Genomic DNA, 13,950 nt, shown 5'->3' on the forward strand with positions numbered 1-13,950 from the left:
TTGAACCACGGCCGTAAAGTCTATGACTTTATGCGCTGGGACACGCTGGCGTTTGCCATCTCGGTACTGCTGCTGATTGCATCCGTTGCCATTATGGGCGTGCGTGGTTTTAACTGGGGTCTGGATTTCACCGGTGGTACGGTGATTGAAATTAACCTCGAGCAACCCGTAGAACTGGATATGCTGCGCACCAGCCTGGAAAAATCAGGTTTTGATGAGCCGCAGGTACAGAACTTTGGCAGCAGCCGTGACGTGATCGTTCGTATGTCACCGCGCGAAGGGAATGCCGGTCAGGAGCTGGGCGCGAAAGTGCTGGCAACGATCAACGAGGCAACCCAGCAGCAGGCAACGGTAAAACGTATTGAGTTCGTCGGCCCAAGCGTGGGTAGCGATCTGGCTCAGGCTGGCGGTATGGCGCTATTATCTGCGCTGATTGCCATCCTGATCTACATTGGTTTCCGTTTTGAGTGGCGTCTGGCACTGGGTACTGTGTTGGCACTGGCCCATGACGTGATCATAACCGCCGGCATTTTGGCGCTGTTCCAGGTTGAAATCGACCTGACGATCATCGCCTCACTGATGTCGGTTATCGGTTACTCGCTGAACGATAAAATCGTGGTCTCGGACCGTATTCGTGAGAACTTCCGCAAGATCCGTCGCGGTTCGTCTTACGATATCACCAACGTCTCCCTGACGCAGACGCTGAGCCGTACCATTATCACCTCGGTAACCACCCTGGCGATGGTCGCGATTCTGTTTGTGTTCGGTGGCGCGTTGCTGAAAGGCTTCTCGTTGACCATGCTGATCGGTATCACTATCGGTACCATCTCGTCGATTTATGTCTCTTCCGCGCTGGCGCTGAAGCTGGGCATGAAACGCGAGCATATGCTGCAGCAGAAAGTGGAAAAAGAGGGCGCAGATCAGCCTTCGATTCTGCCTTAATCCCGGGCGGACCAAAACAGGTGTCCCCCTGGCGCCGATTGGAAGGGCCACGCATTGCGTGGCCCTTTTTTTATGGTGTGCTGGTCGCTGGCGGCTCAGTGCTGAGCACTACATCATGTACCCGCACATATCCCAATTGTTCCGGCGGCAGGTTGCTTAAACGTAATGGCACCGTGGCTTCACTTTTCGCCAGCAGCGCGCGGGTGACCTCAATACGTTGCACCTGACTGTTTACCGTCAGTGGCTTGCTGGTCGTGCTATCCAACTCACCCCATTCGACCTGAGCGGTAAACGCGGGTAGCGGCGCATCGCCTGTGGCGCGTATATGTAGAAGGGCGCGCGTGCCGTTGGCTTCCGCCTGGACATGACTCAATGACAGCTTCAGTTCACCCGCCTGGCTTTTCAGTATCACCCCGGTATTCGCCGCTGGCAGTAACCATGCACCCTGTGCCGACCCGCTGTTAAGATTCCCCTGCTGCTCCAGCGCGGCGGCCTGATTGGTCAGTTGGCGCATTTCCTGGGTCAGTTTCCCGACTTCGTTATGTAACTGATTGAGTTTCGGTTGCGGTGGCGTACTGGCACAGCCCGCCAGCAGTAACAGTGATCCCAGTGACAATTTGAGATAAGCGCTTGTCATTGTTCATTTCCTTCTGATTAACGCGAATGACTTTATCTTAGAGCAAACGGGTCTTGATCGCCTGCAAAGAAATACGGCATTTTGTTGCGTAAGCCCCATAAAATCAGGACAGTTTTTCTGACGCACCTTTGGCACATCGCCGGGTTCGCGGTACACTAGCTGACACTATTAAGGATAATCAGGACGCGTCATGTATTGCCCATTCTGTTCTGCCGTGGATACGAAAGTGATCGACTCCCGCCTGGTCGGGGAGGGCACCTCGGTACGCCGTCGTCGTCAGTGTCTGATGTGCCATGAGCGTTTTACCACGTTTGAGGTCGCGGAACTGGTGATGCCGCGCGTAGTGAAAAGCAATGACGTGCGTGAACCTTTCAATGAGGACAAACTGCGCAGCGGTCTGATGAAAGCACTGGAGAAACGCCCGGTGAATTCAGACGCGGTGGAAACAGCCCTCAGCCATATCAAAAGTCAGTTACGCGCTACGGGCGAGCGTGAAGTGGCTAGTAAACTGATCGGTAGTCTGGTGATGGATGAGCTGAAAAAACTGGATAAAGTGGCCTACATCCGCTTTGCTTCGGTCTACCGCAGCTTTGAAGATATCCGCGAATTTGGCGAAGAAATCGCCCGTTTACAGGACTGACGCGATGCGTGATGAAGTGTTTATGTCACGTGCGCTATCCCTTGCGAGCCGTGGCCGTTTTACTACGACCCCCAACCCGAATGTCGGCTGTGTCATTGTGCGCGACGGCGAGATAGTGGGTGAAGGCTATCATTTGCGTGCCGGTGAACCCCACGCGGAAGTGCATGCGCTACGTATGGCGGGTGATAAAGCGCAGGGAGCGACCGCGTACGTCACGCTGGAGCCGTGCAGCCATCACGGGCGCACGCCGCCCTGCTGCGATGCGTTGATCGGCGCCGGTGTGACCCGGGTCGTGGCGGCAATGCAGGATCCGAACCCGGAAGTGGCGGGTCGCGGTGTGTTCCGTTTACAGCAGGCAGGAATTGACGTCAGCCACGGTCTGATGATGCAGGAAGCGGAAGCGCTTAATCGTGGTTTCCTGAAGCGTATGCGTACCGGATTCCCCTGGGTACAGCTGAAGCTGGGCGCATCGCTGGATGGCCGCACCGCATTGGCCAGTGGTGAAAGCCAGTGGATCACGTCGCCACAGGCGCGACGCGATGTTCAGCGTCTGCGTGCGCAAAGTTCTGCCATTCTCAGCACCAGCGCAACGGTGCTGGCTGATAATCCGTCGCTGACGGTGCGCTACCACGAGCTGGATAGCGCAACCCAGGCCGATTACCCAGCAGACCTGTTGCGTCAGCCAGTAAGAATTATTGTCGACAGCCAGAATCGCGTCACACCGCAGCATCAACTTATTGCACAATCCGGGGAAACCTGGCTGGCGCGTACCGACTGCGATGAACAGACGTGGCCTGATAACGTCACTCAATTCAGCGTGCCCCGTCATAACGGGCGGCTTGATCTGGTGGCGATGATGATGCTGCTGGGAAGAAAACACATTAATAGCGTTTGGGTGGAAGCCGGAGCGCAGTTTGCAGGTGCATTGTTGCAGGCCGGTGTGGTGGATGAGCTGATTGTGTATCTCGCCCCCAAACTTCTGGGCGATAATGGGCGCGGCCTTTGTCAACTGCCGGGCCTTGAGCATCTTACCGATGCGCCTGCCTTTGCCTTTAGTGATGTTCGTCAGGTTGGGCCGGACTTACGCCTGACGCTGAACCCGTTATAGCGGTTTGCGCAAAAACAAGCAGACCGGTAAAGAGTGTGATAGAATCCGCCCCCCTGCGGGGCCAAACAGAACCCTGAAAGGAAGATTATGAACGTTATTGAAGCTGCTGTTGCTACCCCTGATGCGCGCGTTGCTCTGGTTATTGCGCGTTTCAACAACTTTATCAACGACAGCCTGCTGAGCGGTGCAATCGATGCCCTGAAGCGTATTGGTCAGGTCAAAGATGAAAACATCACCGTTGTCTGGGTTCCAGGTGCCTATGAGCTGCCAATGACTGCACGTGCGCTAGCTAACGCTGGCAAACATGATGCGATTGTTGCACTTGGCACCGTAATCCGTGGTGGTACAGCCCATTTCGAATATGTGGCAGGTGAGGCCAGCTCTGGCCTGGCCAGCGTTGCCATGAACAGCGATATCCCGGTTGCTTTTGGCGTACTGACCACCGAAAACATCGAGCAGGCCATTGAACGCGCCGGTACCAAAGCGGGTAATAAAGGTGCTGAAGCAGCCCTGACCGCTCTGGAAATGATTAACGTATTGAAAGCCATCAAAGCCTGATTTTAAGGGGAATTTCGTGAAACCTGCTGCTCGTCGCCGCGCCCGTGAATGTGCTGTTCAGGCACTTTACTCTTGGCAAATCTCCAAAAACGACATCGCTGATGTCGAATACCAGTTTCTGGCGGAACAGGACGTTAAAGACGTCGATATTACTTACTTCCGTGAGCTGGTCGGCGGCGTTGCAACTAACAGTGCATACCTCGACGGCCTGATGCAACCTTACCTGTCACGTCAGCTGGAAGAGCTGGGGCAGGTTGAGAAGGCTATCCTGCGTATCTCTCTGTTTGAGCTCAGCAAGCGTTCAGACGTTCCCTACAAAGTTGCGATTAATGAAGGGATTGAACTGGCTAAAGTGTTCGGCGCTGAAGACAGCCATAAGTTTGTCAACGGCGTGCTGGATAAAGCTGGCCCGTTCATCCGCCCAAACCGCAAATAATTCTCTAAGGCCGCTAATCACGGCCTGTTTTTTTACTCCCGGAATGCATTATGGCCTGTGGCGAATTTGAACTGATCGCGCGTTATTTTGACCGTGTGACCAGTTCCCGTCGTGATGTTGAAAAAGGCATCGGTGACGACTGCGCATTACTCAGCGTACCGGAAAAACAGACGCTGGCTATTAGCACTGACACACTGGTAGAAGGTGTGCATTTTCTGCGTGATATTCATCCCGCCGACCTCGGATACAAAGCGCTTGCCGTAAACCTGAGTGACCTGGCTGCCATGGGCGCCGATCCTGCATGGCTGACGCTGGCTCTGACGTTACCAGACATTAATGAAGACTGGCTGAAAGACTTTAGCGACAGCCTGTTTGAACTGCTCGATTACTACGATATGCAATTGATTGGCGGTGATACCACGCGCGGTCCCCTCAGTATGACGCTGGGCATTCACGGTCTGGTGCCGCAGGGCAGGGCATTGAAACGCAGTGGTGCACGCGTCGGTGACTGGATCTATGTGACCGGTACGCTGGGCGACAGCGCTGCGGGTCTTGAGCTGTTGCAGCATCATGTCAAGATTAACGATCCGGCTGCTCATGAAGTGTTGATCAAACGCCATCTGCGGCCGATGCCGCGCATCCTTCAGGGGCAGGCGCTGCGCGATCTGGCAAGTTCCGCGATCGACCTCTCCGATGGACTGATCTCCGATCTGGGCCATATTCTCAAAGCCAGCGACTGTGGGGCACGTCTGAATCTTGATGCACTACCGCTGTCGACCGTGCTGAAACAGCATTTTGAACCTCAGCAGGCCTTGCACTGGGCGCTGAGCGGCGGCGAAGATTATGAGCTGTGCTTTACCGTTCCTGAGATTAACCGTGGTGCGCTGGACGTGGCGCTGGGCTATCTGGGCGTGCCGTTTACCTGTATCGGACAGATTGCTCCGCAATCGGAAGGGCTAACGCTGTTGCAGGGTGATAAGCCGGTAGAGATGAACCTGAAAGGATTTGACCATTTTGGCTCGCGCTAAAGATGTGGCGAAAAGTCGCCTGAAGATGAGTAATCCGTGGCATCTGCTGGCGACCGGTTTTGGTAGTGGCCTGAGCCCGTGGATGCCAGGAACAGCAGGTTCACTGGCGGCCATCCCCTTCTGGTATCTGCTCAATTTACTGCCGCAGGATCTCTATTCCCTGGCGCTGTTGCTGGGTATCAGCATTGGCGTCTATCTTTGCCATCGCACGGCGAAGGATATGGGCGTACATGACCATGGCAGCATTGTCTGGGATGAGTTTATCGGGATGTGGATCACGCTGATGGCGATCCCGGTGAACAGCTGGCAGTGGGTACTGGCGGGCTTCCTGGTGTTTCGAGTGCTGGATATCTGGAAACCCTGGCCTATACGCTGGTTTGACCGCAACGTCCACGGCGGCATGGGCATAATGGTCGACGATATTATCGCCGGGGTTATCTCCGCCGGAATTTTGTTTGCCGCCGCGCACTACTGGCTGATGTGAATGTATCGGGTCGGGCATGCCGACCCCTACGAGCCGTTATCCGTTATTCGAATCCCACCACCGGATGCGGCTTATAAACACTTTCCAGTTCAATAATCTCTTCCTGACTTAATTCCACCTCTACCGCTTTCACCAGATCCTCCAGTTGTTCGCTGCGCGATGCGCCAATAATCGGTGCGGTGACCGCGGGTTTGCTCAGCAACCAGGCCAGAGCAACTTGCGCACGACTCACGCCTTTATCTTTGGCAATATTCTCCACGCGCTGGGCGATCTCACCGTCATTTTCCTCGCTCTGGCTGTAGAGCGTCTGACCGTATTCATCGGAGACGGAACGGGCGGTCGTTTCGCCCCACGGGCGTGTCAGGCGGCCACGTGCCAGTGGGCTCCACGGCAGAACAGCAATCTTCTCTTTCAGGCACAGGGGGTGCATTTCCCGCTCTTCCTCTCGCTGGATCAGGTTGTACTGATCCTGCATGCTGACGAAGCGAGTCCAGCCGTGGCGATCGGCGGTACTCAGTGCCGTGGCAAACTGGCTGGCATGCATGGAGGAGGCCCCGATATAACGCGCTTTACCGGCCTTCACCACGTCGTGCAAGGCTTCCAGCGTCTCTTCCAGCGGCGTGTCGTAATCCCAGCGGTGGATTTGCAGCAGGTCGACGTACTCCATGCCCAGGCGTTGCAGACTGTCATCAATGGATTGCAGTATATTGGCACGCGACAGACCACCAGACAGGTTGCTCATTGGGAAATAGACCTTGGTGGCTACCACCACTTCGTCACGGCGGGCAAAATCTCGCAGTGCACGGCCCACGATCTCTTCGCTGCTGCCGTCAGAGTAGCTGTTGGCAGTGTCAAAAAAGTTGATTCCCGCATCCAGGGCCTGCTTAATCAGCGGGCGGCTGCTCTCTTCGGGTAGTGTCCAGGCGTGCTTGCCCCGATCGGGTTCACCATAGGTCATGCAGCCCAGGCAAAGGCGGGAAACGGTCAAATCCGTATTGGCTAACTGTAGGGTTTTCATATTGGCTCCTGCTATTTGTCCTGTGGTAATCATAGCAGGCAAAAAAAAGCTCCCGGTAAAAGGAGCATTTTGTATCACAGGGGGCGAGTTACTGTGCCAGCCAGGCGTCGATTTGCTGACGGATCCCGGCAGCGTCCAACAGGTAATCCGTGCGGACCTCGTCCTGAGTCCCCTGCGGAATAAATTCATCCGGCAGACCAATATTCAGCACCGGCACCAGCGTACGTTTTGCCATCAGTAATTCGTTGACGCCGCTACCAGCACCGCCTTTGATTGCGCCCTCTTCAAGAGTAATCAGTGCGTCATGGCTGGCCGCCAGTTCGAGGATTAACGCGTCATCCAGCGGTTTTACAAAGCGCATATCCACCAGCGTGGCATCCAGGGCTTCCGCCGCTGCCGCCGCTTCTGGCAGTAATGTCCCGAAGTTGAGGATAGCCAGTGAGCTACCCTGACGCAGCTTACGAGCTTTGCCCAGAGGCAGAGCCGCCAGTGGTTCAATGGTTGCTCCCGTGCCGTTACCACGCGGGTAACGTACTGCGCTTGGACCGCTGTTGTGGTGATAGCCGGTGTAAAGCATCTGGCGACATTCGTTCTCGTCGCTTGGGGTCATGATGACCATATTGGGAATGCATCGCAGGAAGGCAATATCAAATGCTCCCTGGTGGGTCTGGCCATCGGCACCGACAATGCCGCCACGGTCGATAGCAAACAGCACGGGCAGCTTCTGGATGGCGACATCATGAATCAGCTGATCGTAGGCTCGCTGCAGGAAGGTGGAATAAATCGCCACCACCGGCTTGTAACCACCAATCGCCAGCCCGGCGGCAAAGGTTACCGCGTGCTGCTCGGCAATCGCCACGTCAAAATACTGCTGTGGATAGTCACGCGAGAAGCTGACCATACCGGAGCCTTCACGCATGGCAGGCGTTACCGCCATCAGTTTGCTGTCTTCAGCGGCGGTTTCACTCAGCCACTGGCCAAAAATTTTCGAATAGCTTGGCAGGCCTTCGGCACTTTTTGGTAGCAGGCCACTGGCCGGGTCGAATTTTGGTACGGCATGCCAGCTGATGGGATCTTTCTCTGCCGGAGCGTAGCCTTTGCCTTTTTTGGTCATCACATGCAGGAACTGCGGGCCTTTCAGGGCACGCATATTACGCAATGTATGCACCAAGGCCAGTACGTCGTGACCATCGACCGGGCCAATATAATTGAAGCCCAGCTCCTCAAATAACGTGCCTGGCACCACCATCCCTTTCAGGTGTTCTTCCGTGCGCTTGACCAGCTCTTTGATGGGTGGCAGACCGCCCAGCACCTTTTTGCCCCCTTCACGCAGGCGTGAATAGGTTTTCCCGGAGAGGATCTGCGCCAGGCGATTGTTTAACGCGCCGACGTTTTCTGAGATCGACATTTCGTTGTCGTTCAGTACCACCAGCAAATCAGCTTTGATATCGCCCGCATGGTTCATGGCTTCGAAAGCCATACCTGCGGTGATGGCACCGTCGCCGATAACACAGGCGGTACGGCGATCTTTACCTTCTTTACCTGCTGCCACCGCCATTCCCAGCCCGGCACTGATCGAGGTGGATGAGTGGCCGACATTGAGAACGTCGAACTCACTTTCATCGCGCCATGGGAACGGGTGCAGGCCATTTTTTTGGCGAATAGTACCGATACGGTCGCGTCGTCCGGTCAGGATCTTATGCGGGTAGGCCTGATGGCCCACATCCCACACCAGATGATCGAACGGCGTGTTATAGACATAGTGCAGTGCCACAGTAAGTTCCACCACGCCAAGACCAGACGCAAAATGACCGCTGGAGCGGCTGACGCTGTCGAGCAGATACTGGCGCAGCTCGTCACAGAGTTTTGGCAGGCTCTCTTTCGGTAGCAAACGTAATTCTTGCACCGTGCTTGCCAGAGCAAGCGTCGGGTATTTTGCAGGTTCAAAACTCATCAGTGACTCATTTGAAGTTATTTATCGCGTTCAATTATAAAGCCTGCCAACGCCCGCAGTGGGGCCGTGTTGTAAGACTGTGCGGCAAGCGTTTCTAATGCGCTGAGGGACTCCTGATAGAGATCCCATGCTTTTGCCCGCGCACTGTCAAGTCCCATCAGTGCCGGGTAGGTGCTCTTACCTAATTGCTGATCGGCTCCCTGCCGTTTGCCGAGTACGGCAGTATCGCCAATAACATCGAGAATATCATCCTGCACCTGGAAGGCGAGGCCGATCGCATTAGCATAGCGATCAAGCGCGGGCAGTGCTGCACGCCCGGGTTCGCCAGCAGCCAGTGCACCCAGGCGAACGGCAGAGCGGATCAGCGCGCCCGTCTTATGGCGATGAATCTGCTCCAACTCATGTAAATTGACCTGCTTGCCTTCGGCGGCGAGATCCAGCGCCTGGCCCCCGCACATGCCTGCCACACCACTGGCCTGAGCCAGCTCCGACAGCATAGCAATACGCGCTTCAGCCGCCACACCGGGCATCGGTGTATCGGCAAGGATAGAAAAGGCCAGAGTCTGTAACGCATCCCCTGCAAGAATGGCTGAATCTTCGCCAAACTTAATATGGCAGGTGGGCTGGCCACGTCGCAGACTGTCATCATCCATTGCTGGCAGGTCGTCGTGGATCAGGGAATACGCGTGAATACATTCAACGGCAGCGGCTGGCGCATCGAGCGCAGCATTGTCAGCATGCAGCATTTCACCCGTGGCATACACCAAGAATGGGCGCAACCGCTTACCCCCCAATAATGCACCATATTCCATGGCATTCACCAGAGGAGTACTCTGAAAGGGAAGTTGCGCAATAAATCGTTGCAGTGCGGCATTCACCCGCTGATAGTGCGCGGTGAGTAACACGTTGAAATCCATCAGTCATTTTCCGGCGTGAAAGGCGTCAGGTCGGCGTTCTTGTCATCGCTCAGTAAAATCTGTACGCGCTGTTCAGCCTGTTGCAGCGTCTGTTGCCCGGTACGGGCCAACTGTACGCCCCGCTCAAATTCATTCAGCGCATCTTCCAGCGGCAGGTTACCGCTTTCGAGGCGGGTGACGATCTGCTCAAGCTGTTGCAGTGAGGTTTCGAAACTGACGGGCTGTTCGGCTTTTTTCGGCATTTTGGGTCCTGACTTATCATTTTCATCAGTGAGCGCTCATGGTAGCTGACTCTAAATGATTAGCAAAATATCCCTGCATTTTTCGTGTTGCCGGGAAGGGGAATCAGGGCCGCAGATGAAGAAGCAGCCACTGTACAAAGATGATATACTACTGCGCCTGGATGCAAAGGGCGTAAGCCAATTTGCAAGACTCTGATTTTATCAGTTAAGTGCCCTCCTTTTCAGCACTTAATTACCTGACGAATACATGCCGCCATGAAGTTTATCATTAAGTTATTCCCTGAAATTACGATCAAAAGTCAGTCTGTACGCCTGCGCTTTATCAAAATCCTCACCGGTAACATCCGCAACGTTCTCAAACATTACGATGAAACCCTCGCCGTGGTTCGCCACTGGGACAACATTGAAGTCCGTGCCAAAGATGAAAACCAGCGAGCGGCGATTGTCGCTGAACTGACGCGCATCCCCGGCATTCATCATGTGCTGGCGGTGGAAGACCGTTCATACACCGATGTGCATCATATTTTTGAGCAGGTTCTGGAAATGAACCGCGAGCGCATTGAAGGCAAGACATTCAGCGTGCGTGTGAAACGCCGTGGAAAGCATGAGTTCAGCTCGCAAGATGTGGAACGCTACGTCGGCGGTGGTCTGAATCAGCATGTCGCAACGGCTCAGGTCCAGCTTAACCGGCCTGAAGTGACCGTGAATCTGGAAATTGAAGACGATCGCCTGATTCTGGTGACTGCTCGCTATGAAGGGATCGGTGGTTATCCAATCGGCACCCAGGAAGATGTGTTATCGCTGATTTCCGGTGGTTTTGACTCCGGCGTGTCCAGCTATATGCTGATGCGCCGTGGGTGTCGCGTGCATTATTGCTTCTTTAACCTCGGTGGCGCTGCCCATGAAATTGGTGTTCGCCAGGTGGCGCACTACCTGTGGAAGCGTTACGGCAGCTCGCACCGCGTGCGTTTTGTCGCGATTAACTTCGAGCCGGTGGTAGGCGAGATCCTCGAAAAAGTCGATGATGGTCAGATGGGCGTGGTGCTGAAACGTATGATGGTTCGTGCGGCATCGAAAGTCGCAGAGCGCTACGGTGTTCAGGCGCTGGTAACGGGTGAGGCCTTAGGTCAGGTATCCAGTCAGACGCTGACCAACCTGCGTCTGATCGATAACGCCAGCGATACGCTGATCCTGCGTCCGCTGATCTCACATGACAAAGAACACATCATCAAGATTGCTCGTGAAATCGGAACGGAAGATTTCGCCCGGACGATGCCGGAATATTGCGGTGTGATCTCTAAAAGCCCGACAGTGAAAGCCGTTAAAGCGAAGATCGAAGCTGAAGAGCAGAATTTTGACTTCAGTATTTTGGATCGTATGGTAGATGAAGCGACCAACGTCGATATTCGCCAGATCGCGGAGAAGACAGAAGAAGAAGTGGTTGAAGTCGAAACTGTGGCTTCTTTCTCTGACAACGATGTGATTCTGGATATCCGCTCTAACGATGAGCAGGATGCACGACCGCTGGCGCTGGATGGCGTGGAAGTGAAACCGTTGCCGTTCTATAAACTGGGGACGCAGTTTGGCGACCTCGATCAGAGTAAAACCTGGTTGCTGTACTGTGAACGTGGCGTGATGAGCCGCTTGCAGGCACTCTACCTGCATGAGCAGGGCTTTAAAAACGTTAAAGTGTATCGTCCTTAAGTTTGTTCCATCCTGGCTTACTTGCCATTTCGCGTCCGGGCAGTGCTCGCCATCCTCACGTACTGATGTACGCTGCGGTGGCTGTGCGCTGGCCGGACGCGAACTGGCTGCGCCGCCGACGTCTGGTGTGTCCGGTCGCACACTTACAAAAAATTAATCGCGGTAATCGTAAATCCCGGCAGCCAGCACCATCTGCTCTGCCACTTCCCGCGCTTTCTCTTTTCCTGCCACTAAATCGATCAGCTTCAGTGCAAAATCAATCGCGGTGCCTGGCCCCTGGCTGGTCAGCAGATTAACGCGCCTGTCCCACACCACGCGACGATCCATCCATTTCTCTTCCGGAATGGTCTCTTTCAGACCCGGATACCCCGTCATATTGCCGACGGGAAACAGATCGTGCGGTATCAACACGGTGCCTGCGGCGGCGCAGATCGCGGCCACAATTCTTCCCGCCTGATTAAAATGACGTACGGTCTCTACCAGCAGTGGGCTATCGCGGAAGCATTCCGCGCCTTTCAAGCCACCGGGCAGCACAATGGCGGCATAGTCATCGTCGGCCACTTCCACCAGCGGTGCATCGGCCAGCAGTCTGACGCCGCGCGAACAGACGATTTCGCAGTTGCCATCGTCAGCGACGCTGGCAGTGACCACCTTGATCCCGGCACGCACCAGTAAATCTATGGTGGTGACGGCTTCGGTCTCTTCACTCCCAGGTGCCAGGCAAACCAGAACCGATGGATTCGCGGTCATAATCTTGTTCCTTTCGCTTAATAAATTCGTAAAGACGGCTATTTTCCGGGGTAGTGATCCCCTGTGCGCGCGCACGACGGATAACATAGCCATTGATGTAGTCAATTTCGGTGCGCCGTTGTGCGCGAATATCCTGCAACATAGACGATGTGTTACCCGCCGTACTGCGAATCACTTCCAGCACATAGTCGATCAACCACTCACGTGAGGTGTGCTGGCCTTCGCGCTCCATGACGGCGGCAACCTCATTGCTTAAGGCTTCGATCTCTGGGCGATGTTCGGCCAGTTCACCATTTGTGCAGTCGTAGAAGACAGTCAGTGGGTTGATCACACAGTTAACTGCCAGTTTTTGCCAGGCGGCGGAGGCAACGTTATTGTGCCAGGCAACGTCAGGCAATGCGCGATGTAGCACTTCTGCCAGTTCGCTCATGTCGGCTCCCGCAGTCGTGACGGGGCCAATATGGGTAATGCCGGAAGCAACATGCACGATGACAGTGCCATCGCGTCTGGCGGCATGGGTGGTGACACCTCGTAAAAGGGGTTGCGGCAGGCCTTTCAACTCGTCCAGCGTACCCATGCCGTTATGCAACAGCAGCACCGGACAGTGCGCGGGCAGGACAGACTGCATATTCTTTACCGATTCTGAAACCTGCCAGGCCTTTAGCGTGACAATCAGTAATTCGCTGTCAGCGAGAAAGGTGGGGTCATTAGCAATGAATGTTTTATTCGCTGTCTCGCCATTCAGGCCGACTACGTTCACCGAGCAATAAGGCTGCGGAACCCGCAACCAGCCCTGAACGTCATGTCCCTGTTGTTCAAGTGCAGCCAGCCAGATCTGCCCCAAAGCTCCGCATCCAAGTACGGTAATTTTCATTGTTCCTCCCCGCGTGCGGGTTGAGTTAACCGTCCTGCTCATTATTATAGCTTTCAGCGCCAGCGGTTTTATTTACCTGCTGCAAGCAGGTATTATGCCTGTCACTTTAGTATCAGGAGAATAGATCATGCCATCTTTCGATATCGTTTCTGAAATTGATATGCAGGAAGTGCGTAACGCAGTAGATACTGCTAACCGTGAAATCGCTACCCGTTTCGATTTTCGCGGTGTAGAAGCCAGCTTTGAGCTGATTGAGAAGAACGAATCCATCAAAGTATTAAGTGAGTCTGACTTCCAGGTGAAGCAGCTGGTGGATATTCTGCGTGAAAAGCTGTTGAAGCGCGGGATTGAAGGGGCTGCACTGGACGTTCCTGAGCAGATTGTACACAGCGGTAAGAGCTGGAGCGTCGAAGCCAAAATGAAAAAAGGCATCGAAAGCGACATCGCTAAAAAACTGGTTAAGCAGATTAAAGACAGCAAAATCAAAGTACAAACGCAGATTCAGGGTGATGAACTGCGCGTAACCGGTAAATCTCGTGACGATTTGCAGGGCGCGATGGCATTAGTGCGTAAAGCGGACTTGGGGCAGCCATTCCAGTTCAAAAATTTCCGCGACTAATGATCTGACCGGTCGGGAAAAACGATTATCCAGAGAGGT

General features: G+C 54.6%; 16 protein-coding genes. 9 read left to right on the forward strand and 7 right to left on the reverse strand.

The window, feature by feature from the left end:
• Nucleotides 1-30: 30 nt before the first annotated feature.
• Nucleotides 31-942: a protein translocase subunit SecF gene (secF, locus tag WH277_RS11055; protein ID WP_234472242.1), complete on the forward strand. Its 912-nt coding sequence runs from the start codon at nucleotides 31-33 to the stop codon at nucleotides 940-942.
• A 70-nt stretch (nucleotides 943-1,012) separates the two neighbouring features.
• Here the strand turns inward: secF and WH277_RS11060 are convergent, their stop codons facing one another.
• Complete coding sequence (locus tag WH277_RS11060) at nucleotides 1,013-1,579, reverse strand: DUF3251 domain-containing protein (protein WP_133846293.1); 567 nt, start codon at nucleotides 1,577-1,579, stop codon at nucleotides 1,013-1,015.
• A gap of 190 nt (nucleotides 1,580-1,769) precedes the next feature.
• On the opposite strand from WH277_RS11060, the gene nrdR reads away from it, so the two are divergent.
• The 6 genes from nrdR (at nucleotide 1,770) to pgpA (ending at nucleotide 5,833) form a co-directional block, all read left to right on the forward strand.
• Complete coding sequence (gene nrdR, locus WH277_RS11065; protein WP_133846294.1) at nucleotides 1,770-2,219, forward strand: transcriptional regulator NrdR; 450 nt, start codon at nucleotides 1,770-1,772, stop codon at nucleotides 2,217-2,219.
• Between the two features lie 4 nt (nucleotides 2,220-2,223).
• Entirely contained in the window at nucleotides 2,224-3,327 is a 1,104-nt protein-coding gene (gene ribD / locus WH277_RS11070; protein WP_339505675.1) for a bifunctional diaminohydroxyphosphoribosylaminopyrimidine deaminase/5-amino-6-(5-phosphoribosylamino)uracil reductase RibD, read from the forward strand.
• Between the two features lie 87 nt (nucleotides 3,328-3,414).
• A complete protein-coding gene (gene ribH, locus WH277_RS11075) occupies nucleotides 3,415-3,885 on the forward strand; it encodes a 6,7-dimethyl-8-ribityllumazine synthase (protein WP_133846296.1) in 471 nt (156 codons plus the stop codon).
• A 16-nt stretch (nucleotides 3,886-3,901) separates the two neighbouring features.
• Nucleotides 3,902-4,321 carry a transcription antitermination factor NusB gene (gene nusB / locus WH277_RS11080; RefSeq protein WP_133846297.1) on the forward strand — a complete coding sequence of 140 codons (420 nt, stop codon included), beginning with the start codon at nucleotides 3,902-3,904 and terminating at the stop codon, nucleotides 4,319-4,321.
• A 50-nt stretch (nucleotides 4,322-4,371) separates the two neighbouring features.
• A complete protein-coding gene (gene thiL / locus WH277_RS11085; RefSeq protein ID WP_133846298.1) occupies nucleotides 4,372-5,349 on the forward strand; it encodes a thiamine-phosphate kinase in 978 nt (325 codons plus the stop codon).
• Nucleotides 5,327-5,833 (forward strand): phosphatidylglycerophosphatase A, encoded by a 507-nt coding sequence (gene pgpA / locus WH277_RS11090; protein ID WP_166653760.1) that lies wholly within the window; start codon nucleotides 5,327-5,329, stop codon nucleotides 5,831-5,833. The genes thiL and pgpA overlap by 23 nt, the downstream gene beginning before the upstream one ends.
• A gap of 43 nt (nucleotides 5,834-5,876) precedes the next feature.
• On the opposite strand, the gene WH277_RS11095 is transcribed toward pgpA, so the two are convergent.
• From WH277_RS11095 to xseB, 4 genes are all read right to left on the reverse strand, one after another.
• Complete coding sequence (locus WH277_RS11095) at nucleotides 5,877-6,851, reverse strand: aldo/keto reductase (RefSeq protein ID WP_159337671.1); 975 nt, start codon at nucleotides 6,849-6,851, stop codon at nucleotides 5,877-5,879.
• An 88-nt stretch (nucleotides 6,852-6,939) separates the two neighbouring features.
• Nucleotides 6,940-8,805 (reverse strand): 1-deoxy-D-xylulose-5-phosphate synthase, encoded by a 1,866-nt coding sequence (gene dxs, locus WH277_RS11100; protein ID WP_133846301.1) that lies wholly within the window; start codon nucleotides 8,803-8,805, stop codon nucleotides 6,940-6,942.
• Between the two features lie 17 nt (nucleotides 8,806-8,822).
• Nucleotides 8,823-9,722, reverse strand: coding sequence for a (2E,6E)-farnesyl diphosphate synthase (gene ispA / locus WH277_RS11105; RefSeq protein WP_339505676.1), 900 nt, complete (start codon nucleotides 9,720-9,722; stop codon nucleotides 8,823-8,825).
• Nucleotides 9,722-9,964: an exodeoxyribonuclease VII small subunit gene (gene xseB / locus WH277_RS11110; RefSeq protein WP_133846303.1), complete on the reverse strand. Its 243-nt coding sequence runs from the start codon at nucleotides 9,962-9,964 to the stop codon at nucleotides 9,722-9,724. The genes ispA and xseB overlap by 1 nt, the downstream gene beginning before the upstream one ends.
• A 255-nt stretch (nucleotides 9,965-10,219) precedes the next feature.
• Between xseB and thiI the strand changes: the two genes are divergently transcribed.
• Complete coding sequence (gene thiI, locus WH277_RS11115; RefSeq protein ID WP_133846304.1) at nucleotides 10,220-11,668, forward strand: tRNA uracil 4-sulfurtransferase ThiI; 1,449 nt, start codon at nucleotides 10,220-10,222, stop codon at nucleotides 11,666-11,668.
• A gap of 153 nt (nucleotides 11,669-11,821) precedes the next feature.
• On the opposite strand, the gene yajL is transcribed toward thiI, so the two are convergent.
• Together yajL and panE are read right to left on the reverse strand one after the other, a co-directional pair.
• Nucleotides 11,822-12,418 carry a protein deglycase YajL gene (gene yajL / locus WH277_RS11120; protein WP_133846306.1) on the reverse strand — a complete coding sequence of 199 codons (597 nt, stop codon included), beginning with the start codon at nucleotides 12,416-12,418 and terminating at the stop codon, nucleotides 11,822-11,824.
• Entirely contained in the window at nucleotides 12,372-13,292 is a 921-nt protein-coding gene (gene panE, locus WH277_RS11125; RefSeq protein WP_133846307.1) for a 2-dehydropantoate 2-reductase, read from the reverse strand. The genes yajL and panE overlap by 47 nt, the downstream gene beginning before the upstream one ends.
• A gap of 127 nt (nucleotides 13,293-13,419) precedes the next feature.
• Between panE and WH277_RS11130 the strand changes: the two genes are divergently transcribed.
• Nucleotides 13,420-13,911 carry a YajQ family cyclic di-GMP-binding protein gene (locus WH277_RS11130; protein ID WP_133846308.1) on the forward strand — a complete coding sequence of 164 codons (492 nt, stop codon included), beginning with the start codon at nucleotides 13,420-13,422 and terminating at the stop codon, nucleotides 13,909-13,911.
• The last annotated feature ends 39 nt before the right edge of the window (nucleotides 13,912-13,950 follow it).

The organism is Erwinia sp. MYb416 (assembly GCF_037479575.1).
In the GTDB taxonomy this organism is placed as follows: domain Bacteria; phylum Pseudomonadota; class Gammaproteobacteria; order Enterobacterales; family Enterobacteriaceae; genus Erwinia; species Erwinia rhapontici.